The sequence below is a fragment of the Veillonella sp. T11011-6 genome (assembly GCF_002959755.1).
GTDB lineage: Bacteria > Bacillota > Negativicutes > Veillonellales > Veillonellaceae > Veillonella.
The window spans coordinates 371947-394948 of record NZ_PPCW01000005.1; the positions used below are offsets into that span (position 1 = coordinate 371947).

18 protein-coding genes are annotated in these 23002 nt (G+C 38.4%); all 18 read left to right on the forward strand.

Annotated features, from left to right (window positions below):
* Window position 1: 1 nt before the first annotated feature.
* Entirely contained in the window at window positions 2–1462 is a 1461-nt protein-coding gene (locus tag VRHSUH10_RS09120; RefSeq protein WP_105090300.1) for a TolC family protein, read from the forward strand.
* A gap of 255 nt (window positions 1463–1717) precedes the next feature.
* Window positions 1718–6004, forward strand: coding sequence for a translocation/assembly module TamB domain-containing protein (locus VRHSUH10_RS09125; protein ID WP_105090301.1), 4287 nt, complete (start codon window positions 1718–1720; stop codon window positions 6002–6004).
* Between the two features lie 177 nt (window positions 6005–6181).
* Window positions 6182–8386, forward strand: coding sequence for an outer membrane protein assembly factor (locus VRHSUH10_RS09130; RefSeq protein WP_105090302.1), 2205 nt, complete (start codon window positions 6182–6184; stop codon window positions 8384–8386).
* 107 nt (window positions 8387–8493) lie between these two features.
* Window positions 8494–8982 (forward strand): OmpH family outer membrane protein, encoded by a 489-nt coding sequence (locus VRHSUH10_RS09135; protein WP_105086180.1) that lies wholly within the window; start codon window positions 8494–8496, stop codon window positions 8980–8982.
* A gap of 29 nt (window positions 8983–9011) precedes the next feature.
* A complete protein-coding gene (locus VRHSUH10_RS09140; RefSeq protein WP_105086181.1) occupies window positions 9012–9983 on the forward strand; it encodes a hypothetical protein in 972 nt (323 codons plus the stop codon).
* An 11-nt stretch (window positions 9984–9994) separates the two neighbouring features.
* Window positions 9995–10525, forward strand: coding sequence for an OmpH family outer membrane protein (locus VRHSUH10_RS09145; RefSeq protein ID WP_105086182.1), 531 nt, complete (start codon window positions 9995–9997; stop codon window positions 10523–10525).
* Between the two features lie 31 nt (window positions 10526–10556).
* Window positions 10557–11588, forward strand: a complete 1032-nt coding sequence (gene lpxD, locus VRHSUH10_RS09150) for a UDP-3-O-(3-hydroxymyristoyl)glucosamine N-acyltransferase (RefSeq protein WP_105086183.1) — start codon at window positions 10557–10559, stop codon at window positions 11586–11588.
* Window positions 11589–11594: 6 nt separating this feature from the next.
* Window positions 11595–12497 carry a lysophospholipid acyltransferase family protein gene (locus VRHSUH10_RS09155; RefSeq protein ID WP_105086184.1) on the forward strand — a complete coding sequence of 301 codons (903 nt, stop codon included), beginning with the start codon at window positions 11595–11597 and terminating at the stop codon, window positions 12495–12497.
* A gap of 262 nt (window positions 12498–12759) precedes the next feature.
* Window positions 12760–13599 (forward strand): UDP-3-O-acyl-N-acetylglucosamine deacetylase, encoded by an 840-nt coding sequence (gene lpxC, locus VRHSUH10_RS09160; RefSeq protein ID WP_105086185.1) that lies wholly within the window; start codon window positions 12760–12762, stop codon window positions 13597–13599.
* Window positions 13596–14021, forward strand: coding sequence for a 3-hydroxyacyl-ACP dehydratase FabZ (gene fabZ / locus VRHSUH10_RS09165; RefSeq protein ID WP_004695477.1), 426 nt, complete (start codon window positions 13596–13598; stop codon window positions 14019–14021). The genes lpxC and fabZ overlap by 4 nt, the downstream gene beginning before the upstream one ends.
* 19 nt (window positions 14022–14040) lie before the next feature.
* Window positions 14041–14853, forward strand: a complete 813-nt coding sequence (gene lpxA, locus VRHSUH10_RS09170; protein WP_174683260.1) for an acyl-ACP--UDP-N-acetylglucosamine O-acyltransferase — start codon at window positions 14041–14043, stop codon at window positions 14851–14853.
* 367 nt (window positions 14854–15220) lie between these two features.
* Window positions 15221–16057: an LpxI family protein gene (locus VRHSUH10_RS09175; protein WP_105090303.1), complete on the forward strand. Its 837-nt coding sequence runs from the start codon at window positions 15221–15223 to the stop codon at window positions 16055–16057.
* The gene (gene lpxB, locus VRHSUH10_RS09180; RefSeq protein ID WP_105086187.1) at window positions 16057–17199 is read left to right on the forward strand and encodes a lipid-A-disaccharide synthase; all 1143 of its coding nucleotides are present in this window, start codon (window positions 16057–16059) and stop codon (window positions 17197–17199) included. The genes VRHSUH10_RS09175 and lpxB overlap by 1 nt, the downstream gene beginning before the upstream one ends.
* On the forward strand, window positions 17192–18922 hold the full coding sequence (locus tag VRHSUH10_RS09185) for an ABC transporter ATP-binding protein (protein WP_105090304.1): 1731 nt from the start codon (window positions 17192–17194) through the stop codon (window positions 18920–18922). Before lpxB ends, VRHSUH10_RS09185 begins: the two co-directional genes overlap by 8 nt.
* Window positions 18923–18924: 2 nt before the next feature.
* The gene (locus VRHSUH10_RS09190; RefSeq protein ID WP_105090305.1) at window positions 18925–20229 is read left to right on the forward strand and encodes a 3-deoxy-D-manno-octulosonic acid transferase; all 1305 of its coding nucleotides are present in this window, start codon (window positions 18925–18927) and stop codon (window positions 20227–20229) included.
* A 56-nt stretch (window positions 20230–20285) separates the two neighbouring features.
* Window positions 20286–21398: a tetraacyldisaccharide 4'-kinase gene (gene lpxK, locus VRHSUH10_RS09195; protein WP_105090306.1), complete on the forward strand. Its 1113-nt coding sequence runs from the start codon at window positions 20286–20288 to the stop codon at window positions 21396–21398.
* A 44-nt stretch (window positions 21399–21442) separates the two neighbouring features.
* Window positions 21443–22174 (forward strand): 3-deoxy-manno-octulosonate cytidylyltransferase, encoded by a 732-nt coding sequence (gene kdsB, locus VRHSUH10_RS09200; RefSeq protein WP_105086191.1) that lies wholly within the window; start codon window positions 21443–21445, stop codon window positions 22172–22174.
* Complete coding sequence (kdsA, locus tag VRHSUH10_RS09205; protein WP_024065882.1) at window positions 22175–22993, forward strand: 3-deoxy-8-phosphooctulonate synthase; 819 nt, start codon at window positions 22175–22177, stop codon at window positions 22991–22993.
* The last annotated feature ends 9 nt before the right edge of the window (window positions 22994–23002 follow it).

A 23002-nucleotide genomic window follows, 5' to 3' on the forward strand; every position in this document is an offset into this window, starting at 1 on the left:
TATGAATAAAAAGGTTTTATCCTTAGGTGTAATGCTCTCCTTAGCTACTACAGGTGCAATGGCTGCTGATGTAGTTACAACTTCCGTTAATAATGGAGACCAATTAAGCAAATATCAAAAAGAAGCGATTCAATTAACACAAAAGCAATTAGCCGAAAAATCTGTTCAAGATAGTAAAACATATGAGAGCAAATTGGACCTCGATGAGACTCGTACCATAGAGTTGGCGTTGGCGAATAACCGTACAGCAAAACAAACTAAATGGGGCTATGAAGCTGCTAAATCTGCAGTGAGCCAAGTAGCAGCAGGCAAGAACCCTAGTGTAAGCTATGGTTGGTCTGCTCAAAAAACAGGCGGTGACACTGGCCGTGGTAAATCTGGTAGTCATAACTTCTCCATTAGTGCTCCTGTATTTAATCCTCAACTCGATGCAAGTATTGATTCTGCACGTTATACTCGTGAAGGCACTGGCGCTAGCTATGAAGAAGCATTGCAACAAGCAAAATATGATGCTATTAGTGGCTACTATACATTGATCATGAACCGTAATCTTGTTGATGTGGCTCAACAAGCTGTTAAAGATTACCAAGGTCATGTAACAAATGTGCAAGCTCAATATAATGTTGGTTTGGTAGCAAGTTCTGATGTATTGGCTGCTAAAACAAATCTTGCTGATTCTGAAACAAATCTTGTAAAAGCGCAAAATTCTGCAAATTTAGCAGAGGCTAGCTTGAATCAAGTCATTGCATATCCTGCACAAACAGCTATTAATACAGCAGAACATGACTTACAATATAAACCTTACAATATTACGTTGGAACAAGCTAAAGCATATGCTTTGCTTCACCGTTCTGCCCTTGTAAAATCTGCTCTCGATGTAAAATCTGCAGAAGAGGCTGTAAAATCTGCTAAATCTGGCTACTTGCCAACTGTAGCTGTAAAAGCTGGTCGTGGTTATGCCGATCCAGATGGTTACTTTGGAACAAGTACAAAATCCTGGAGTGTAGGTGCTACTGCATCTTGGAGCTTATGGGATGGCGGTGCAACACAAAATGCTATTAAAAAAGCAAATGCACAACTTGAACAAGCGAAAGAGGCTAATTTAGCTACTGTTGATGCTGTATTATTAGCAGTACAAAAAGCATACTTGAATTTGCGTTCTGCAGAGCAAACAATCCAAAGCACTCAAACTGCAGTTGCTCAAGGTCAAGAAAGCTTCCGTATTGCTACACTTCGCTATCGTGCTGGTGTTGGTACAAACCTTGATGTACTCGATGCGGAAACTAAATTAACAGATGCTCGTAATAACTATGTACAAGCTCTTTATAATTACAATATTAGCATTGCAGCTCTTGAACAATTGACAGGTGTTCCATTGAATACTCCAGTTGGACAAGGTGCAGAAATTATTGCAAACAGTGGTGCAGCTGAACAATTAGCACAACTTGGTGGCAATCAATAATAGAATACTAAAAAAGACGACTTCGGTCGTCTTTTTTTTGTTATAGATTTATAAAGCGTAAATTCATTGTATATTTTCATTTTTATGTTATGGTAATGTTTAAAATAATTTTATCTGTAGTTATTGCAGAAAATGATTAGTAAAAAATATATTAGTTTTATAAAATTTACCCTTAAAATACTATAGTTATTACTTTGTGTGTGGTAAGATTAGTATATATATTTATATTATTCATAATGTGTATGGGAGATCATTATGACCCGTAAAAAGTGGTGCCTCATAGGGGCTGCAATTTTAGGCTTATCTGCAGTTGGTGCTAGTATAAACCCTATAGCTCAGACCTATGTAGCACCTATGGTTAAAGAACAAGTAAATAATGCCATAAACGGATCTGTGGACTATGATTCTCTTCGTATCAATTGGAATGGTGATGTAGTTTTATCAGATGTGGTGATTAAAGATCGGGATGGTCACTTAGTAGGGACGGCGCAAGATGTAGCCGTTGGGGTTAAACTATCTGCATTACCAAGTATAATTGGGGGTAATACATCAGGGGCAACAGCTATATCGACTGTTACTGTAGAGGCACCTGATCTTCATATATGGCAATTGAACGATGGATCTTGGAGTATAGAAAAATTAGTAAAACCATCTGATCCGAATAAATCGGGTGGTTTTGATGGTGATATTACCATTAATAATGGCCATGTAGCGCTACGTACTAAAGATGGCATTAAACGCAATGTTGAAAACCTTGATGGTACCGTTGCTCTTAATATGAGTGGTATGTCTAAAGGGGCTTTTACTGCAGATATAGATGGTTCCTCTGTTCTTGTAAATGGCAACATTGATATGGATCATGTATCTAATTTCGATCTCTTTGTGCAAGCAGATGAAATTGATACGGCAGGTATCATGAGTTTTATACCGCTTCGTAAAGATTTGTCAGTAACGGGTGGGAAATTACAAGACTTACATCTCAATATTAAAAGTGAAGATGGCCAATATGTTATGAGTGGCAATGTAGGCTTTAAAGGCTTAACGGGGACTTATAAACGGAGCAATACGCTTTATACGATTACCAATGGTGAAGGTCGTATTATGTTGAATCACGACCAAATTGTTATTAGTCATAGCTCTTGGCGTATTAATGATCAGGAAGCAAAGCTTAATGGTCTCATTACATTGGGAAAAGACGAAGAGTATTTAAATCTTAATGTTGTAGCCGATAAGGTGGATTTAGAAGCTATTACTGATGTAGGGGTTACTGGTATTGTTGGCGGTCGTGCGCATATAGGAGGCACTACTGTAGCGCCTCGCGTAGACGCAACAATAGGTAGTGATGGTATTTCTTATAAAGGATATCATGTGGATCGCGTTCAAGGAAATGTGGTATACGATAATGGATTAGTTCGTATCGATGATGCCCAATTGTCTATTGGTGCTGGTAATGCTAAAGTCAAAGGTCAATACGTTGTAGATACAGGTGATTTTGACGCTATTGCCAATGTAAATGCATTATCGTTGGATACTTTTACAAAAGATTTAGCTATGCCTATTAGTGGGACCGTTGATGGTGAAATTCACGCTTTAGGGAAGAATAATCAACTTACAGATCTTGTGGGAGCGGTCCAAGGTCATCAGATTGGTGTACGTGGTGTAGTTCTAGACTCTGTAAAAGCGGATTTGACCCATAGTGATAATCTTACCAACATAACTATGGTAGGCAATATGGGAACGGGTTCCTTTAGTGGATATGGTTCTATTCAAAATGGCCAAGTGGATGCCACAGTTTCTGGTAATGCCTTGCCGTTGACATCACTTAGTCCAATCATAGGTGAAGATGTAGCTGGCACAGTTAGCACTTCTATTAATGTAAAAGGTGCCTTAGATAACCCTAATGTGATTGGAACCGTATGGGGACAAGAGGTTCTCTATAAGGGGGCTCACTTTAATGATATTCATAGCGATATCAATCTAGATAATCATATTCTAACAATAACCAATGGTCATATTGGTGATGGTAGTGGCGGTTACGATATTACCGGTTGGTATAATATCAATACTGATGCATTAGATTTAAATGCTAAAGCTCGTGCTGTACGTATTGAAAATTTAATTCGTCCTGTAACAGATATTCCTATTACAGGTTGGTTTGAAACTGACAACCATATAACAGGGACTATTGCTAGTCCGATTGTAGAAGGGCGAGCTCATTTATGGGATGGGTCTGCCTATGGCAAGCTTATTACTAATGCTTTTGCCAAATACAACTATAAAAATGAAACATTAGAATTATATCGCTTTGATATCGAAGGTTACGGTGCAACTATTACTGGTGGCGGTACTGTATCAAAAGAAGCTATTAATATTGATTTTGAAGGTAAGAAAATCGATATGGGTAGATTGCTCATCAATACCGATTATAAGGTGGATGGTTTACTAGCAGGCCGTGGTACTATAACGGGTTCCATGGATAACCCTCAGTTTAATGGCTATATTTTATCAGATGCTTTATCCATTAATGGACAGCTATTGACGGATATTCATGGCCATGTTTATGCCGATAAGTCTGTTGTAAATGTACAAGATTTTTCGTTTGCTGAATCGAATGGTGGTCGTTATGTTGCTAAAGGTGGCATGAAGCTTGACGATAGCAAACAATTATTTGGCGTTTTAGATGTTACCAATGGTAGTGTAAAGAACTTATTGGCTTTATTAGATCGAGCTGATGAGCACCTCGATGGTCAATTAAATGGCTCTGTTGAAATTGGAGGTACGAAGGACAATCCAAGTGTTATTGTAAATGGTAAAATTAACGATGTTAGCATTGATGATAAGGTAGTAGGGGATGCAACAATTGATGCTAGCCTAGCTAATCGTAAGTTTAAAATTACCACTTTAAAACTACCTGTTGGTGAGGGCCTCATTGCTATGGGTGGTACTTTGGATCTCGATGGGCAAGCTGATTTACAAGTAGCCTTAAAGGATGTCGACATAGTGCCATTCTTACCACTTGTAGGTAAGGATATTCAAGCAACAGGCTGGGTAACAGGTGTTGTGAATGTTACTGGAGAAACTAAAAATCCTAAGGTGGAATTATCTGGTGCAGTAGAGTCCGGTTCGTTCAATGGAATTGGTATTGATGAAGGCTTTGCGTTGGCTACAATGCAAGATCATGTCATTCAAATCCAACGTATTCAAGGCGCTAAAGGAGGCTATAAGCTCAGTATTTATGGTAAAATTCCATTGGCGGCTCTTTATACATCTGGTTATTTAGAAGCTAGTGATGCTAAATCTATGGATGTAACAATTGACTTTAACGAAGCAGATATGGCTGTTATTCCTCTTGTTACTACTAGTGTTAAAGATGCAACGGGGCCGTTAAAGGGTGCAATTAGGCTTACAGGGACTATAGACCAACCTGAGGCATACGGCACAGTATCTGTACGTAATGGTACTATGAAATTGGCCAATGTAGATAATGAAATTACTGGTATTGACGGAGATTTAATCTTCTCTGGACAACAAGGGGATTTCCAATCTCGTATCAATATGGGGAAAGGTAGTGCTGGTTTAGCTGCTAAGGTAAATTGGTCTGGTCATGAGCTTACCAACTATAAGGCTGCCGTTCAACTTGATGGACTCGATGTTCGTAGCGAATATGTGAGAGGCCCATTAAATGGTGAACTTTACATTGCGGAACGTGATGGATTACCTACCTTGATAGGTAATTTGGACCTAGAAAACATCCAATTTAAGATTCCTCTTTCCTTGCAGTCTAGTGAAAGTAGCACCAACATGGGTGTAGATGTTAATATTCATGCTGGCAAGGGCGTACGCTTATATGATCGAACTCTATATAACATGTTTATCGGTGGTGATGTTCATTTCGGTGGCACATTACAAAACCCAACTGCTAGTGGCCAGTTCGATGTTAAATCTGGTACGTTCAAATACTTAAGTCATGTATTTAATATTACGAAGGGGAATGCACACTTTGTAGGTGGTTCCTATTTACCAAACTTACAATTAGAGGCTGAAACGAATGTAAGCAACTACAATATTATGCTTGGTGTAAAAGGGACTGTAGACCATATGGATCTTACTTTGTCGTCTAATCCTAGTTTGTCTAGAAAGCAAATTATTTCCATGTTAACCTTTGGTCGTGGTGCAGATTCAAATAGTAGTACATTGACAAATGATGATGTGAATGCTGTTGCTACAGCAGGTTTACAAATGTTTGCCTTTGGCTATGTGCAAGATGCATTGCAAAATACATTAGGTTTAGATCGGATTAATATTACGACAGGTTCCATTGATCCTGATGAACCAACTAATAGGGCAACAGCAGGTAATTACAACATTGAAATTGGCAAATATATTGTGCCAAAAGTTATGCTTACCTATTCTCAAGGTATCAATAATAAACAAAATAAATATGGTGTGGAGTATTCTGTTAAACGAAACCTTAAATTCACTGCATGGCATACATCGCAAGGGAACAATTATATAGGCGGCCGTTGGACAAGAAGCTTTTAAGTGTATGGCTAGAGTGTGCAAATCCCATGGATATGCATATTCTAGTCATATTAATTTCATAAAATTTGTTTAATATAGTACTCATTCCCAGTATTTTATGCTATAATAATAAAGATTTATTAGTCTTTATAAAACAAGATGTAAACTTTTTATGGGGATGAGTTCTAGGAGGAATTTATGTTTAAACCAAAAGCCTATAAAAGTATGCTTGCAGCATCTGTGTTGACTGCTGTCATGGGGACAGGCAGTGTATTTGCTGCGGAGGTACAAGCTGGCTATACTCCAGATTTAAATAACACAACAACAACTAGTGCAGCAACTACTAATGATTCTACTACTACACAAGCAGTTTACAATGCTAATGCGGCTACATCTGCAACAACACAAGATGAAACTGATGCAGCTATCTTAGCGGCTCGTGGTGATACAACTGTATCTAGCGATGGTACTGTAGTTAAAGGTTCTGATGGAACTGTTACAGTTAATAATGCTGCTTTGAAAACAGATGATAAACAAGTAAAAATGGTGTCTAAAACTACTGGTGGTACTGACCTTGATAAGGCTGCTGAAAATGGCCAAACTCAAGCTGTTACAACTGTAGAGGCTCAATATGTTACATCTGCAAATGCAGAGTCTATTAATCCATATGTAGGTAAATTGATAACTGGTTTATCTATTTCTGGCGTAACAGCTGAACAACAAGCACAACTATTGCCAATCTTAACAGAAAAAATCGGCGATGCTGTGTCCGTTGATGGTGTATTTAAAGACGTAACTAACCTAGGTAATACTGGCTACTTCTCTGAAGTAAACCCTGTATTCACTACAGTACCTGAAGGGGTTAAATTGGACTTTGCTGTCACAGTAAATCCAATTACTACAGGTGTAGCTTTCGAAGGCAATACAGTTTATACTTCTGAAGTATTGACTAAGTTCATGGATATTCAACCAGGTCAAGTTCTTAACTCTGTATACGTAGGCCAAAAAGTTCAAGGTATCAACGCAGCATATGCTCGTGATGGCTATATGTTGGCACATGTAGATGGTATTCGCGTAGATGACCAAGGTGTGCTTCATGTTCATATCGTAGAAGGTATTGTAGAAGATATCATTCCTGCGGGGAACAAGAAAACTCGCGACAAAGTTATTACTCGTGAATTCGTTCAAAAGAAAGGTAAACCTTTCAATAAGTTCTTGGTTCGTCGTTCTGTAGAACGCGTATACAACCTAGGCTTCTTTGACGACGTAAATGTTCGTATGTTGCCTGGTAATCAGGATCCTAATAATGTAATCATTGAAATCGATGTTTTGGAGCATAAAACAGGTACTATTACATTAGGTGCTGGTTACTCCAAATCTGATGGCTTGATGGGTATCATTGAATTTGGTGAAGATAACTTCCGCGGCACAGGTGATAAATTCAAAGTTCACTGGGAAATCGGCGGTAAGAAAAAATATAAAAACTACCAAATCTCTTACTTGAAACCTTGGATTGATAGCAAAGGTACATCCCTTGGCTTCTCCTTCTTCAACCGTGAAGATGAATATACAGATTACAACGAAGATGGCAATGAAGTAGCAGAATACAACAAGAAATCTCGTGGTTTCAATATCTCCTTCGGTCGTCAAACTGGGGAATATACACGTGATTACTTGACATTAGAATCCCGTAAAGATACTTATAAATGGGATAGTGACGATAGCTCTGGTTATCGTTATGACACAGATGCTATCTCTAATACAAGTGGTAGCGGTAATGATTGGAATAATACTAATCCAAATACTGGTGGTAGTTGGAATTTTGCCTCTAATAATTACGTAAAAAATAACTTTGGCCGTATTAACTCCATTACATGGCAAAAGGTATACGATTCCCGTGATAATATTTATGATCCGACACGTGGTCGTCGTATTTCCTATACAGCTCAATGGGCTGGTCATGGTTTAGGCGGTGATTTCGACTTCTATAAATTCACAGCTGAAGCACGTATGTATAAAAAACTAGGTGCTAAGAACGTTTTGGCATTCCGCGCACGTGGTGGTTTTATCCAAGGTGATGCACCTTATAGCCAATTATTTACATTGGGTGGCGCTGATTCCTTACGTGGTTACGAAGATGATCAATTCCGTGGTAAGTATATGTATAATGCGACATTGGAATTCCGTTTCCCAATCGTTAAAAAGGTTAGTGGTGTGTTGTTCACTGATATCGGTGATGCATGGGATGCACCAAATGTTACGTGGTACAATGGCAAGAAAACCTTTAACTATGGCGTTGGTGCTGGTGTTCGTATTACTACACCAATTGGCCCAGTTAAACTTGATTATGGCGTGGGTAAACACAAAAATAAATTCCACTTCAGCTTCGGCACACAATTCTAATATAGTAAATATATATGGTGGAGGCCTCGTTTCTAAAGAGGCTTTCACCAATATCTCTATATGGCATCCTTTGATGCAGTAATTTAAAGAAATGAGGGCACTCTATTATGATGCGAATGATGAACAACAAGGCGAATGTGAAAATTTTTTCTATCGTCATTGCTGCTATTTTTATTATTGGTATTGGCGCTTTAGCGTATACACAAATGGCTACGCCAAGTGGTAATAGCGGTAATAGTACAATTGGTGTTATCGATACATCTCGTATGATGTCTCAAGATAATCCAATTTATATCTCTGCAGCTCAAGAATATATGAGTTATCAAAGTCAATTACAACAAGAAACACAAGCAAAAATTGATGCAGCACAAGATGATGCGACTAAACAAAAATTAGCTGAAGAAGCACGTCAAAACTTAGCAAAAAAAGATCAAGAAATTGCTAAATCCGTTCAAGATAAAGCGATGGAAGCAGCAAAAGCTGTGGGTGATGCAAAAGGCCTTAGCGTTGTAATGACTAAAGATACTGTATTATACGGTGGTGTAGATATTACAGATCAAGTATTGAAAAAATTAGCTAATGATGCGAAAAAATAAACTGTAGTTCTATGTAAGGGAGAACGACAATGAACGGGAAAAAACGATATATAGGATTTGCCATATTTCTCGTTGTTGCATTATGTGCTATGGTTTGGGCCTATGGATTTGTGACGAATCGTCAGCAGAGTCCTGATGGGGTATCAATAGGTGTTGTACGTATTGATGATGTATTAGAGTTTAATCCTTCTTATGAGGATTATAAACAAGCAAAAAATGAATTGGACCTTTTACAACGTCAATATGAACTTGAGCAACAAGCTCTAAATGCCAAGTCAGAGACACAAGAGGAACAGTTGAAATCTCTTGCATTAGATTCAACCTTGTCAGATGCTCTTACGGTGGAATTGCAAACTCGTATTGCAACAAAAGAAAATGAATTGAATCAGCAATTAAATGCGAAACGAAATGAACTCACTCAAAAATATTTAGCCCAGTTAAAAGTTAGTGCTAATGAATATGATCTTGAAATTGTAAATCTTCAATTAGATTTATATGCTTATGATGCTCGTGTATACATTGATGATGCACAAAAAGAAGCGGCTATGGCAGAGAAGGCTAAGAAAGAGGAACGATTGAAGGAGTTATTAGCTAAGAGAAAACCATCTAATCTAGATGTAGACTCTATTAAGGCTAAAGTACAAGCAGAACTTGCTCCTATGCAACAAAAAGGGCAAGAAGAGCTTAACCAATATGCAGCATCTTTACAAAAGGAATTGGCTGCAAAACGGGATACTATGGTACAACAACAAGCACAATCTATTATTGCTAATAATAACTTACCTGTTGCTCAGGACTGGAATGATTCTTGGGCTAAAAAGCTTTCAGATAAAGAAGCTGAAGTGAGTGCACTTCATGAGGCCATTTTAGAAGATGTCCGTATGCGTGTAGCAATTATTGCAGAGGAACAACATTTAGATTTAGTCATCATCGATGATGGTGGTAATATTAAGGGGCTTGATATTACTGATGCTGTAAAAGCGTCCTATCGAGTTCAATAAGGAGTTATATTATGAATAAACGTATTAAATCTTTAGTATTAGGTGCATCCTTAGTGGCTTCTATGGCTATTTTAGGTGGTTGTGGTTCTAATAATATCGGTTATGTTGATAGCGTGAAAGTAGCAAACAGCACTGAAAAAGGTATTGAAATCACTAAAGAAATCAATGCTAAAAAAGCTGAGTTGGATGCTAAAATTGCAGCCGCTGATGAAGCCTCTAAACAAAATGTATTTAATCAAGCTAATCAAGAATTAAACGCCTTTGCCAATGCAAAAGCACAAGAATATCGTCAATATCAAGAACAAAAAGTTGGTGAACTTGTAAAAGAGAAAAAACTTGATGTTGTTATCGAAAAAGGTGCTGTTGTTGGTGGTGGCACTGATGTGACTGATGATCTGATTGCGAAGATGGGCAAAGCTTCTGATGACCAAATTAAAGAAGCTCAAAATGCAGCTAAAGCACAAGAACAACAAGATGCACAACAAAATGCTCAACAAGCAGGTCAAACTACAGCAGTTAATACTGAGGAAAGTGCACAATAATTAAGGATTATTACAGGGGGAGGAGTTTACCTTGGAAAAAACTTTACAGGAACTCGCAACATTAGTAGGTGGTCGTGTTATAGGCGATGCATCTATTGTTATTACTGAGACACGTAGCTTTGAACAAGCTGTAAAACAATCCATAACTTTTGCAGTAGGTGAATATGTTGAACATATTGCATTATGCCAAGCGGGTGCTGTGATCGTTGAATCTGAAGTGAAAGATGCACCGATGGCTCAAATTGTAGTTGATAATGCAAAAGCAACGTTTGCACAAGTGTTAGAACTCTTCCATCCACCTGTTGTTGTTCCTAGAGAAGTGCATAGCACTGCTATTATTGGCGAAAATGTAACGATTGGAAAAAATGTTGCTATTGGTGCCTATTGTGTTATTAATGATAATGCAGTCATTGAAGATAATGTAACAATTCGCCCATATGTTTATATTGGACATAATGTGCGTATTGGTGAAGGTTCTGATATTTATGCAGGCGCTATTGTTCATGAAAACTGTATTTTAGGTAAACGCGTTGTATTGCGTGCTAAAGCAGTAATTGGTGGCGAAGGCTTCGGTTTTGCTACAGAGAATGGCGTACATACTCATATTCCACAAGTTGGTAATGTTATTCTTGAAGATGATGTTGAGGTTGGCTCTTGTACAACAATTGACAATGCTACAATGGGATCTACATTAGTTCGTCGTGGTACAAAAATCGATAACCTTGTACACCTTGGTCACAATGTGGAAATTGGTGAAGATTGCTTCTTAATTGCTCAAGTTGGTATTGCAGGTAGTACTAAATGCGGTAATCATGTAATCTTTGCAGGTCAAACTGGTTGTACTGGACATATCACAATTGGAGATAATGTGCAATTTGCTGGAAAGACTGGTATTACAGGTAATGTACCATCTAATTCTATTATGGCGGGCTATCCTATGAGACCACATAAAGAATGGTTAAAATTGGCCGCTTATGAAAACCGTTTGCCGGATATGGTTAAAACAGTAAAACAATTACAAAAAGAAATTGACGCTTTGAAAGCACAGCTGAAGGAGAGCTAATAATCCATGTATAGGTTTATGAAAATCTTTAGTGCCTTTATTTGCTTATTACCTAAAGGTTTGCAATATGCTATTGGTACATTGCTTGGTGAAATTGCGTGGCTAGTCGTACCGCCTAAACGCAAGCGCCTAGCGATAGGCCAAATTCTATTCTGTAATATTACCGATGATCCCAAGGAAGCTCGACGCATTGCGAAAGCTAGTACTACGCGCTTTGGTCGCATGATTATTGATGTATTACGCTATCCTGAAATTAAGGATGGTGCATACAAAGATATGGTAGAGTTTATTAACAAAGAGTACTTAGATGATGCTTTAGAAAATGGTCGTGGCGCAATTTTGGCGGCTGTTCATAGTGGCAACTGGGAACTCCTTGGGGGGGTTCTTGCTTCGGAAGGGTATCCGTTGATTTCCGTGGCAATGAAACAGAATGGTGATGCCGATAAGTTTATCAATGAATATCGTCGGATTATGCACCAACATGTGACTTATAAAACTGGTGTGCGGGAAATGATCAATGAACTAAAAAAAGGTGCTTTTTTAGGCCTTATTATGGATCAGGATCCTGGTGATGATGGCGTTCTTGTACCATTCTTTGGTTATGAAACATTGACAGCTGCTGGTCCGGCTGTACTGGCTCGTATGCAAGATGTACCAATCATTTTTGTGACTATACATTATAGTCCATTTTCTGAAAAATATGAGATTGAAGCACATCCACCGATTTATGTGGAGCGTACAGATGATAAAAAACGCGATATAGCTGTTACTACTACTCTACTTAATGAGTTTATTGAAGATTATATTAGACGATATCCTGAAGATTGGTTCTGGCTTCATAACCGTTGGAAGTGGACACGTCGTTTCTATGGCGAGCAGATTGATACTCCGCCAGATGTATATCGCTAATTATTAAATATAAAGAGATTTTACATGTTTATTTGTACAGTATCGATTTAGATACCGCATGAATAAAGCATAGTAAAGTCTCTTTTTATTTTGCAGTGTATAAAGTAGTATTTATAATTAAATTTATATAAAGTTAATTATGTGAAAAATGCTTTCAAAATCATTGAATATATGGTAAATTTCTTGTATCACCTATGCAAATAGGGTATAATACATATTGGTGTATAGTAAACGTGAATTCAGATTATGAAAGGACTTTCTTATGAGTAAGCCACAACAAACAATTAAACAGGCTATTTCATATCAAGGGATTGGCCTTCATAGCGGTGAACCAGTGAATATGGTTTTTAAACCTGCACCTGAAAATACAGGAATTGTGTTTATCCGCACGGACATTGAAGGTCATCCTTCTGTGCGAGCACACATTGATAATGTGACGAACACTATGCGCGCTACTACATTGGAAAATGGTGAAGCGAAGGTTTTCACTGTAGAACATGTTATGGCTGCGTTCAGTGCTATGAATATTGATAACTGTTATATCGAGATGGATTCTCCTGAACCTGCTGTAGGTGATGGTAGTAGTGCTATTTTTGTAGGCCTTATAGAAGAGGCTGGCATTCAAGAACAAACAGCACCACGTCATGTATATAAAATAACTCGCTCCCATGCTATTTATGATGGTGATCGTTTTATAGTTATTTTGCCATACGATGGCTATCGCATTACATTTACATCGGTTAACAGTCATCCGTTACTTGGTACGCAAAATTGCGATTTTGAGGTTTCACCAGAATACTTTAAAGAGCATATTAGTGCTGCTAGAACTATCGGATTTATGAAAGAATTAGAACAATTACAGGCTATGGGCCTTGCAAAAGGTGGTACCTTAGATAATGCGTTAGTTTATGATGATGAGAAGTGTTTGTCTGTACCTCGCTTTGATGACGAATTAGTTCGTCATAAGGCATTAGACGTAGTAGGCGACTTATTCTTATTAGGACGAATCGAAGGTCATGTAATTGCTATGAAATCGAGTCATGAATTAAACTCAAAATTGGCTCGTAGTATAATGGAAGAAATAAGGGAGACACAGCCATGATTCTTAATCACGAAGACATTTTAGAAATTTTACCTCATCGTTATCCTATGCTTTTGGTAGATCGCATCGTTGAGTTAGAACCTATGAAACGCGCTGTGGGCATTAAAAATGCTACATTTAACGAATTGTTCTTCCAAGGTCACTTCCCAGGTAATCCAGTAATGCCAGGCGTGTTATTGACTGAGGCTATTGCACAAGTTGGTGGTATTGCTTTGTTATACCCTGAAGAAAACCGAGGTCTTACACCTATGTTTACAGGTATTGATAAAGTTCGTTTCCGTCATCCTGTAAAACCTGGTGATCAAGTACGTATGGAAGTTGATATTGTAAAAATCAAAGGTAAAATGGGTAAGGTTGAAGGCCGTGCCTATGTTGGCGACAAATTGTGCGCTAGCGGTGAATACATGTTTGCCCTTGTATAATGATTGAGGAGTGATTGTAGTGATAGTTGTAGGCATGGAAAATGCAGAATCCAACATCCATAGTACAGCCATAGTCCATCCAAATGCTAAATTGGGCAAAGATGTAATCGTAGGTCCTGGTGCTGTAATCGGCGAACATGTCGAAATCGGCGATGGTACACAAATCGGTGCACATGTTGTAATTGGTGGTTGGACAACCATTGGTAAGCGTTGTGAGATTTATCCTAACGCATCTATTGGGTTGGAACCGCAAGATTTAAAATTCAAAGGTGAAAAAAGCTATTGTAATATTGGCGATGAAACGGTTATCCGTGAATTTGTTACTATTAGCCGCGCTACTGGAGAAGGTGAAGAAACACGTGTAGGTAATAACTGCTTGCTTCAAGCATGTACACATGTGGCTCATAACTGTATTGTTGGTAATAATGTAATTATGAGTAACTGTGCAGGCTTAGCTGGTCACGCTATCGTTGAAGATCGCGTAGTTATTGGTGGCCTTGCAGGTATTCATCAATTTGTTAAGATCGGTCGAAATGCTATGGTTGGTGGCATGGCTAAGGTGGTTCAAGATATTCCGCCGTACGTTATTGCTGATGGTCAACCGGCGCGTGTTATCGGCCTTAACTCTGTTGGTTTATCTCGTGCAGGCATTTCAGAAGAAGTACGCCGAGATTTGAAACAAGCATTCCGTATTATTTATCGTTCTGGTTTTAGCTTATCTAAGGCTATTGAAGAAATGGAAATGCAGCTTGATTCTTCTGTAGAAATTGAAAATTTATTACGCTTTTTGCGCAATGCCGATCGTGGTATTATGCGTACACGTCGCGACTAATTCAAAAGACCTCGTACAATGTACGAGGTCTTTTTGTGTAATCTATAAATATTAATATTTTTATATGATCTATAAAATTTAGAGTTTTAATTGGATAAGAATTTTATAATGGTAGTTCATTAATATAAAATATTTTGATAAAAATATTTGAATAAATTTTACGTTTCTAAGTTGTAAAATTGGTATTAAAATAATTCTGTTAAAATGTTGAAGAAATAGGCATAAAACATGGTGTTTTAATGGTAAAAAGTGTCCATTTATAGTACAATATATTGTATATGATTATGTCTTTTTTGAGGCATTATTTATTGTAAATTTGTAATTACTAATTGATATATAGGCCGTAGGTCATCTAGGAGGTATAGTCTTGGCAAAGGTAGGATTGATTGCAGGCATTGGAGTTTTACCTGTAGAATTCATGCGTGCCGCTCATGTATTAGGTCACGAGGTAGTTGTTATCGGCGTGGTTCCAGATATAGACCCGGCTTTGAAGGCTGAGGCCGATGCTTTCTATGATATCAGTGTTGCTAAACTAGGTAAAATCTTCAAAACCTTGAAAAATGAAGGTGTTGTAGAGTTAACTATGTTAGGCAAAGTTACTAAAGAAATTCTTTTTAAGGGCCTTGCTTTCCCAGATTTGAAAACATTAGGCGTGCTTAAACGTTTGAAAAATCGTAAGGATGACACGATTATGCTTGCCATCGTTGATGAAATTGAAAGAGAAGGGTTTAAAGTTTTAGATCAAACCGTATATCTTAAACCATTTATGCCGAAGGTGGGGGTGCTTTCCAAAGCACAACCAACTGATGAACAATGGGCGGATATTTGCTTTGGCTTTGAATTAGCAAAACAAATGGGGGGGCTTGATATTGGTCAAACCGTTGTTGTAAAGCATAAAGCGGCGATGGCGATTGAAGCCATTGAGGGCACTGATAAGTGCATTTTGCGTGGTGGTGAGCTTGGCCGTGGCGATGCAGTTGTAGTTAAAACAGAAAAGCCAAATCAAGACGTGCGTTTTGATGTACCTGCTGTGGGGATTAAAACATTAATGTCTATGATTGACAGTGGCTGTAAAGTGTTAGCTGTTGAAGCAGAAAAGACTATTTTTGTTCAGCAAGAAGACGTACTTGATATGGCGAATCGCCATGGTATTGTCATCTGTGCTGTAGATCAAGAATTTGTGAATTCCAGAAAGGATGCATAATGAAAGTCATGTTTTCCGCCGGAGAAGCATCCGGTGATACTCATGCGGCCAGCGTTGCTAATGCACTAAAAGAAATAGATCCTTCGGTCGATATGTTTGGTATGGGTGGCACCTTGATGGAACGCGCTGGTGTTCGCATCGTATATGATATTAAAAATTTAGGTGTTATCGGGATTGTAGAGATTGTTAAATCCTTACCAAAATTCTTTAAACTTCGCACATATTTAAAACGCGTCATGATGAAGGAAAAACCAGATATTCTCGTATGTGTAGACTATCCTGGATTTAATATGAAGCTGGCAGCCGTAGCCCATGAATTAGGGATTCCTGTTCTATATTACATTGCTCCTACAATTTGGGCATGGCATAGCAGTCGTGGTAATACAATTCGTAAGTATGTAACAAAGGTTGCATCCATATTCCCCTTTGAAGCTGAAGCGTATCGCAAATATAAATGCGATGTAGAGTTCGTGGGGCATCCATTATTAGATATCGTACATCCTACGATGACTAAAGAGGAGGCTGAAGAATACTTTGGGGCTCGTAAAGAAGCTAAAAAAGTATTGCTTATGCCTGGTAGTCGCAAGCAAGAGGTTTTATCTTTGCTTGATACGATGTTAAAAAGTGGTGAGCAATTGATGGCGAATCATGAAGACATTCAATTCTTCTTGCCTCGGGCACATACCATCGACCGCAGTGAGTTAGAAACTTTCATCGATGCTCATAAGGTGCCTGTTACGATTACAGAAGACCATACGTATGACTTGATGCAGATTTGTGATGTATGTCTTGCTGCATCAGGAACTGCTACGTTGGAAACGGCAATGATGGAATTACCGACAGTGTTACTGTATCGTGTATCCCCAATTACTTATGGTATTGGGAAAATGGTAGTAAATGTATCACATGTAGGATTGCCTAATATTGTGGCCGGTAAAGAGGTAATTCCTGAATTATTACAAGATTCTGTTACACCACAGGCTATTGTATCCTTAGTGGAACCTCTTCTAACTGATGTTGAGAAAAATAAAGCTATGCGCAGTGAATTACGTGAGGTGCATCATAAATTAGGTGAGCCTGGTGCTGTAAAACGAGTAGCACATCTTGTATATGATCTCGGTAAGGAGAAATGTAATGAATAGTTATTCTAGGCTTTTATACTTTGTAAAGCCTTATTATAAACGCATGATCTTTGCAGTATTTTGCATGATTATTGCGGCTGCGGCCTACTTGGTAGTGCCTTGGCTAATTAAAAATGTAGTAGACCAAGTATTAGATGACAAAAATATGTTTATGTTGAACCTCATTGTAGGGGCTATCATTCTTATATTCTTAATTCGTGGCTTTGCTACCTATGGTCAAACCTATAATATGTCCTACATTGGACAACGTGTCATCATCGATGTCCGTGAGGCTATTTTTAATCATTTGCAAAAATTAAGTTTATCTTATTTTGACCGTCGTAAGACTGGCGTTATCATGAGTAATCTTACGAATGACGTTGCTGCCTTGCAAACTGCCGTTGTAGATAATTTGATTTCCTTTATTACTGAATCCGTAACACTTATTGGCTCCTTAGTGTCTATGCTTCTCATCGACTGGAAATTGACACTCGTTACCTTCGTTACGGTTCCAGTAGTCTTGATAATTATTAATGTGTTTGGTAAAAAGCTTCGCGTTGCCGGTCATGACGTGCAAGGACGTATAGCCGATATTACGGCACTTTTACAAGAGGTCATCAGCGCTATTAGAGTGGTGAAATCTTTTTCTCGTGAAGATTTTGAGCGCCACCGTTTCGAAACTGAAAACGATCGTAACTTTAGAGCTGTTATTAAGGCTACCAAATTGACTAGCTTACTAAGCCCAATGGTTGAGTTCTCTGCGGCTATCGCTGTAGCGGTTATTCTATGGTACGGCGGCTATTCCGTAGTAACTGGTGTAATTACGGCTGGTTCTTTAATTGCGTTCTTGATTTATGCTATCAACTTGTCCAATCCAGTAAAACGTTTGAGCCAAGTTTACGGTAATATTCAAAAAGCATTGGCTGCAGCTGATCGTGTATTTGAAATCTTAGATACTAAAACTGATGTTGTAGAAAAAGCTGATGCTATTACGTTGCCATCCATTAAAGGCGATGTAGAGTTTAAAGATGTTTCCTTCTCTTATGATGGTGAAAAAACGGCGCTTGAAAACTTCACGTTGTCTGTTAAGGCTGGTGAAAGTGTAGCCCTTGTTGGTCCATCTGGAGCAGGTAAAACGACTCTTGCTAACTTGTTACCTCGCTTCTACGATGTAACGGGTGGCGCTCTTACCATTGATGGTTATAATGTAAAAGATGTTACATTTAAATCATTACGTGAGCAAATCGGACTTGTACCACAAGAAACAGTATTATTTAATGCCACGATTAAAGAGAATATCTTGTATGGTCGATTAGATGCTACTGATGAAGAGGTATATGAAGCTGCTAAGGCTGCTAATGTTCTTGAGTTCGTAGAAAAGATGCCTGATGGTCTCGACACAGTTGTAGGTGAGCGAGGTAGCTCCTTATCTGGCGGTCAACGTCAACGGGTAGCCATTGCACGTGCTATTTTAAAAGATCCTCGTATTCTAATCTTGGATGAAGCCACATCTGCATTAGATACAGAGAGTGAAAAACTTGTACAAGAGGCACTAGATCGCCTCATGAAAGGGCGTACTGCATTTGTTATTGCCCATCGATTGAGCACAGTTCAAAATGCTCATCAAATTGTTGTACTTAATCAAGGTCACTTGGTAGAGCAGGGGACTCACCAAGAGCTATTAGCTGTTAATGGCGGATTGTACAATCATCTCTATTCCGTTCAATTCTCCAACAAAGGATAACCATGTACTGGATATATAATGTATTGCTCATATTTTATTGGATTGGCTTGATTCCGGTTATTTTATACCGTCTCGCCTTTGAAGATGGATTTTATGAGCGTATCAAACAGAGTGCAGGCTATATGCCAGCCTCATTACTAAAGAAAATTGAAGGCCGTCGTGCTATTTGGATTCATGCTGCTTCTGTAGGGGAAATTGTAGCTACTAGTCCATTAGTAAAAGAGGTAAAAAAGGAATTTCCTGAAGCCGTTGTGGTCGTATCTGTTGTAACGGCTACAGGTCATGCAATGGCACATCGCATTATTCCTGAGGCAGAAGGTATTATTTTCTTCCCTCTTGATTTACCTTATTTGACACGTAAGATTTTGCATATTATTAAACCTATTGCCATCTTGCTTGTAGAAACAGAAATTTGGCCAAATTTCTTGCGTATTGCGCAATCAGAAGATATTCCTGTTATGATGGTTAATGGGCGGATTTCTGATCGTAGTATGAAACGCTATAAATATATTAGTGCGTTCACAAAAGAAATGTTGCGTTCTATTGAACGTTTTTGTATGCAATCTAAGTTTGATGCAGCACATATTGAAGTGTTAGGAGCTCATACACCAGATATTACCGTAACAGGGAATATGAAGTACGACCAAACGTACGCTACTGTATCAAACGAAGAAAAACAATCTCTTCTTGAAGAGTTTGGCTTTGGTAATAATCATCCTATAATTATTGCTGGTAGTACACATAAGGGTGAGGAAGAAACAATATTTGAGACCTTTAAACAAGTATTGAAAGAATACCCTCAAGCTCGTTTACTAATTGCGCCTCGTGAGATATATCGCGGTCATGATGTTCAAAATCTAGCGAACCGTTATGAATTAAATGCTATTTGTCGTAGTGATATGACTGAGCCAGTTCATGAAGGAATACCTGTAGTTGTATTGGATACTATTGGCGAACTCGGTCGTTTGTATAGCTTAGGGGATATTATTTTTGTTGGTGGTTCTCTTGTGAAAACTGGGGGCCATAATATTCTCGAACCGGCAGCACATGGTAAACCAATTCTTGTAGGACCATATATGTTCAATTTCAAAGAGATTTTTGCTTTATTACATTCTCGTCATGCTTGTGAGCAGGTAAAGAATGGTAAAGAATTAACTGATATGGTATTGCAATTATGTAAGGATAAGGATTTATCAACGAAAATGGGGCAAAACTGTCTTGATATTATTCGTGAAAATCGCGGTGCTACACAACGCAATACACAAGAGTTACGTCAGTTGTTTGAAAAACACCATATTATTCCATAAGCTAGATATAATTTATTACATTCATCTATGATGTTACATAATAGGAGGAGTCACCTATGAGTGGGGAAGCATTATTTAAATCCATCGTTAGTGGTGAGAATCAATCCATATTAGGTGATATAGCTCGTTCCAGCTTGGGCTTTCTGAGTAAAGGTTACGAAAAGGCTGTATCTATACGAAACGCTCGATTTGATGCGGGAAAAGGGGTTACTAAAGTTACCGTTCCGGTTATCAGTGTTGGTAATATTACTGCTGGTGGTACAGGTAAAACCCCAATGGTGAGATTTATATGTGATGTGCTCACCCGAAAAGGACTCCATCCTACTGTGCTTAGTCGTGGCTATCGGGCTGAGGACAATAAGAAAAATATAATTATTTCTAAAGATGGTGCTATGTTGGTAGAGCCATTTATTAGTGGTGATGAAGCTTGGTTGTTGGCAAAAGTATTACAAAAGTCTAATGTGATTATCGGCCGTGAACGGGCCAAATCTGCACAAATTGCCATAGATGAGCTCGGTGCAGATTGTTTAGTTATGGATGACGGCTTTCAACATCGCGCATTAGCTCGAGATATTGATATCGTTCTTATTGATGCTTCTAACCCATTTGGTTATGACCATGTATTACCTCGTGGTTTATTACGAGAACCGCTTAGTGGCTTACAGAGAGCTAGTATTATCGTTCTTACCAAGGTGGATCAAGTGGCACCAGGTGTTGTTTCAGGCATCCGTAAGCGTTTAGCTCATATGCTTCCCAATACACCTGTATATGAAACAATCCATAAGCCTCAATGTATGTATACATTAGATGAGTGGGCTAACGGAGAAAATGGTTCTCCAGTCGATACATATCAAAAGCATCGAATCATGGCGGTTAGTGGTATTGGGAACCCTCAATCCTTTACACAAACATTGACCGATATCGGATATAATGTGGTCCATACAATGCCATTTGGTGATCATCATAATTTCGAAAATGATGATGTTGTAGATATTTGGAAAGAAGCATTTGCTCATCAAGCAGATGCTATTTGTATCACGGAGAAGGATGCGGTGAAGTTAAGTCAATTGCATGCAATTGAAGATTTAAAAATACCGATTCTAGTGCTATCTATTGGAATTGAGTTCATCTCTGGAAAACAAGAATTCATAGAAAATTTAGAGATTTAGTGTATAATAATTAGATACACGAATAACAGAAATGGGGTTTTATTGTGAAGTTTGGATGCGTTATTCCTGCTCGTTATGGTTCTACAAGATTACCAGGGAAACCATTAGCGGATATTGCAGGTAAACCAATGATTGAACGGGTTTATGCAAGAGTGTCACAAGCGACAAAAACAGAGTGTACTATTGTTGCTACAGATGATGAACGTGTATATTCTGCAGTTCAAAACTTTGGGGGATCTGTTATGATGACAGACCCTAATCACCCTACAGGAACTGATCGATTAGCCGAGGTTGCTAATCATTATACAGACTTAGATGTCATTATTAATGTTCAAGGTGATGAACCTATGATTGAGCCAAACCTTATTGATGACTTGGCCCATCTTTTTGAAGAAGATCCAAACTTGCAAATGGCTACCGTAGCTACTCCTTTATTGGAGGATGAATACGATGAACCGTCAGCGGTAAAGGTTATTTTAAATAATCGCAATGATGCGATGTATTTTTCTAGATCCTTAATTCCCTATCCTCGTCATGATTTTGTACGTGCGCCGTTAAAACATATTGGTATCTATGCATATCGTAGAGATTTCTTATTAAACTATGCAACGATGGAACCAACACCAGCGGAGCAAACCGAATCGTTAGAGCAATTGCGCGCTCTTGAAAATGGCTATACTATTCGTGTTATTCTTACAGATAAACGATTTATCGGTGTAGACACACCGGAAGACTTAGCTCGTGTAAATGCAATTTACGAGCAAGAGGAGAAATAAATGAAAACAGTTCAAATTAAAGATATTACTGTCGGTGGCGGTAAAGGTCTTTTTGTCCTTGCTGGACCTTGTGTTATTGAAGATTATGACCGTACATTGGCTATTGGCAAACGAGCAAAAGAAATTTGTGAACGCTTAGGAGTTCCATATATCTTTAAAGCTTCTTTTGATAAGGCTAACCGTTCTAGCTATGGTTCTTTCCGTGGACCAGGTCTTGAGGAAGGTCTAAAAATCCTTGCTTCTATTAAAAAAGAACTCAATGTACCAGTTGTAAGTGATATTCACTCCATTGAACAAATCGAACCGGCTGCAGAAGTATTGGATGTTTTACAAATTCCAGCCTTCTTATGTCGTCAAACAGACCTTGTATATGGTGCAGCTAAAACTGGCAAATGCGTAAATGTGAAAAAAGGTCAATTTATGGCGCCTAAAGATATGGAAAATGTCTTAAACAAAATGAAAGAAACAGGCAATGAAAATCTTATGCTTACAGAGCGTGGATTTAGCTTTGGCTATAACAATCTCGTTGTAGATATGAGATCCTTCCCAATTATGCGTTCTTTCGATTATCCAGTAGTATTCGATGCTACACATAGCGTTCAATTACCTGGTGGTGCAGGTACTAAATCTAGTGGTAATCGCGAATTTGTACCAAACTTGGCTCGTGCCGCTGTTGCAAGTGGTGTAGATGGTCTATTCTTTGAAGTACATGATAATCCAGAGGAAGCCTTATCCGATGGTCCAAACATGTTATACTTAGATAATTTTGAAGCTTTGCTACGAGATTTAGTAGCTATTGATAAAATCGTAAAAGGTTAGGGGCGGTAT

Coding starts and splice junctions, on each gene's coding strand:
- lpxC (WP_105086185.1), top strand. CDS start 12,760: ATGAGTAAGCCACAACAAACAATTAAACAGGCTATTTCATATCAAGGG.
- VRHSUH10_RS09190 (WP_105090305.1), top strand. CDS start 18,925: ATGTACTGGATATATAATGTATTGCTCATATTTTATTGGATTGGCTTG.
- lpxK (WP_105090306.1), top strand. CDS start 20,286: ATGAGTGGGGAAGCATTATTTAAATCCATCGTTAGTGGTGAGAATCAA.
- VRHSUH10_RS09135 (WP_105086180.1), top strand. CDS start 8,494: ATGATGCGAATGATGAACAACAAGGCGAATGTGAAAATTTTTTCTATC.
- fabZ (WP_004695477.1), top strand. CDS start 13,596: ATGATTCTTAATCACGAAGACATTTTAGAAATTTTACCTCATCGTTAT.
- kdsA (WP_024065882.1), top strand. CDS start 22,175: ATGAAAACAGTTCAAATTAAAGATATTACTGTCGGTGGCGGTAAAGGT.
- lpxB (WP_105086187.1), top strand. CDS start 16,057: ATGAAAGTCATGTTTTCCGCCGGAGAAGCATCCGGTGATACTCATGCG.
- VRHSUH10_RS09120 (WP_105090300.1), top strand. CDS start 2: ATGAATAAAAAGGTTTTATCCTTAGGTGTAATGCTCTCCTTAGCTACT.
- VRHSUH10_RS09185 (WP_105090304.1), top strand. CDS start 17,192: ATGAATAGTTATTCTAGGCTTTTATACTTTGTAAAGCCTTATTATAAA.
- VRHSUH10_RS09130 (WP_105090302.1), top strand. CDS start 6,182: ATGTTTAAACCAAAAGCCTATAAAAGTATGCTTGCAGCATCTGTGTTG.
- VRHSUH10_RS09140 (WP_105086181.1), top strand. CDS start 9,012: ATGAACGGGAAAAAACGATATATAGGATTTGCCATATTTCTCGTTGTT.
- VRHSUH10_RS09145 (WP_105086182.1), top strand. CDS start 9,995: ATGAATAAACGTATTAAATCTTTAGTATTAGGTGCATCCTTAGTGGCT.
- VRHSUH10_RS09155 (WP_105086184.1), top strand. CDS start 11,595: ATGTATAGGTTTATGAAAATCTTTAGTGCCTTTATTTGCTTATTACCT.
- VRHSUH10_RS09125 (WP_105090301.1), top strand. CDS start 1,718: ATGACCCGTAAAAAGTGGTGCCTCATAGGGGCTGCAATTTTAGGCTTA.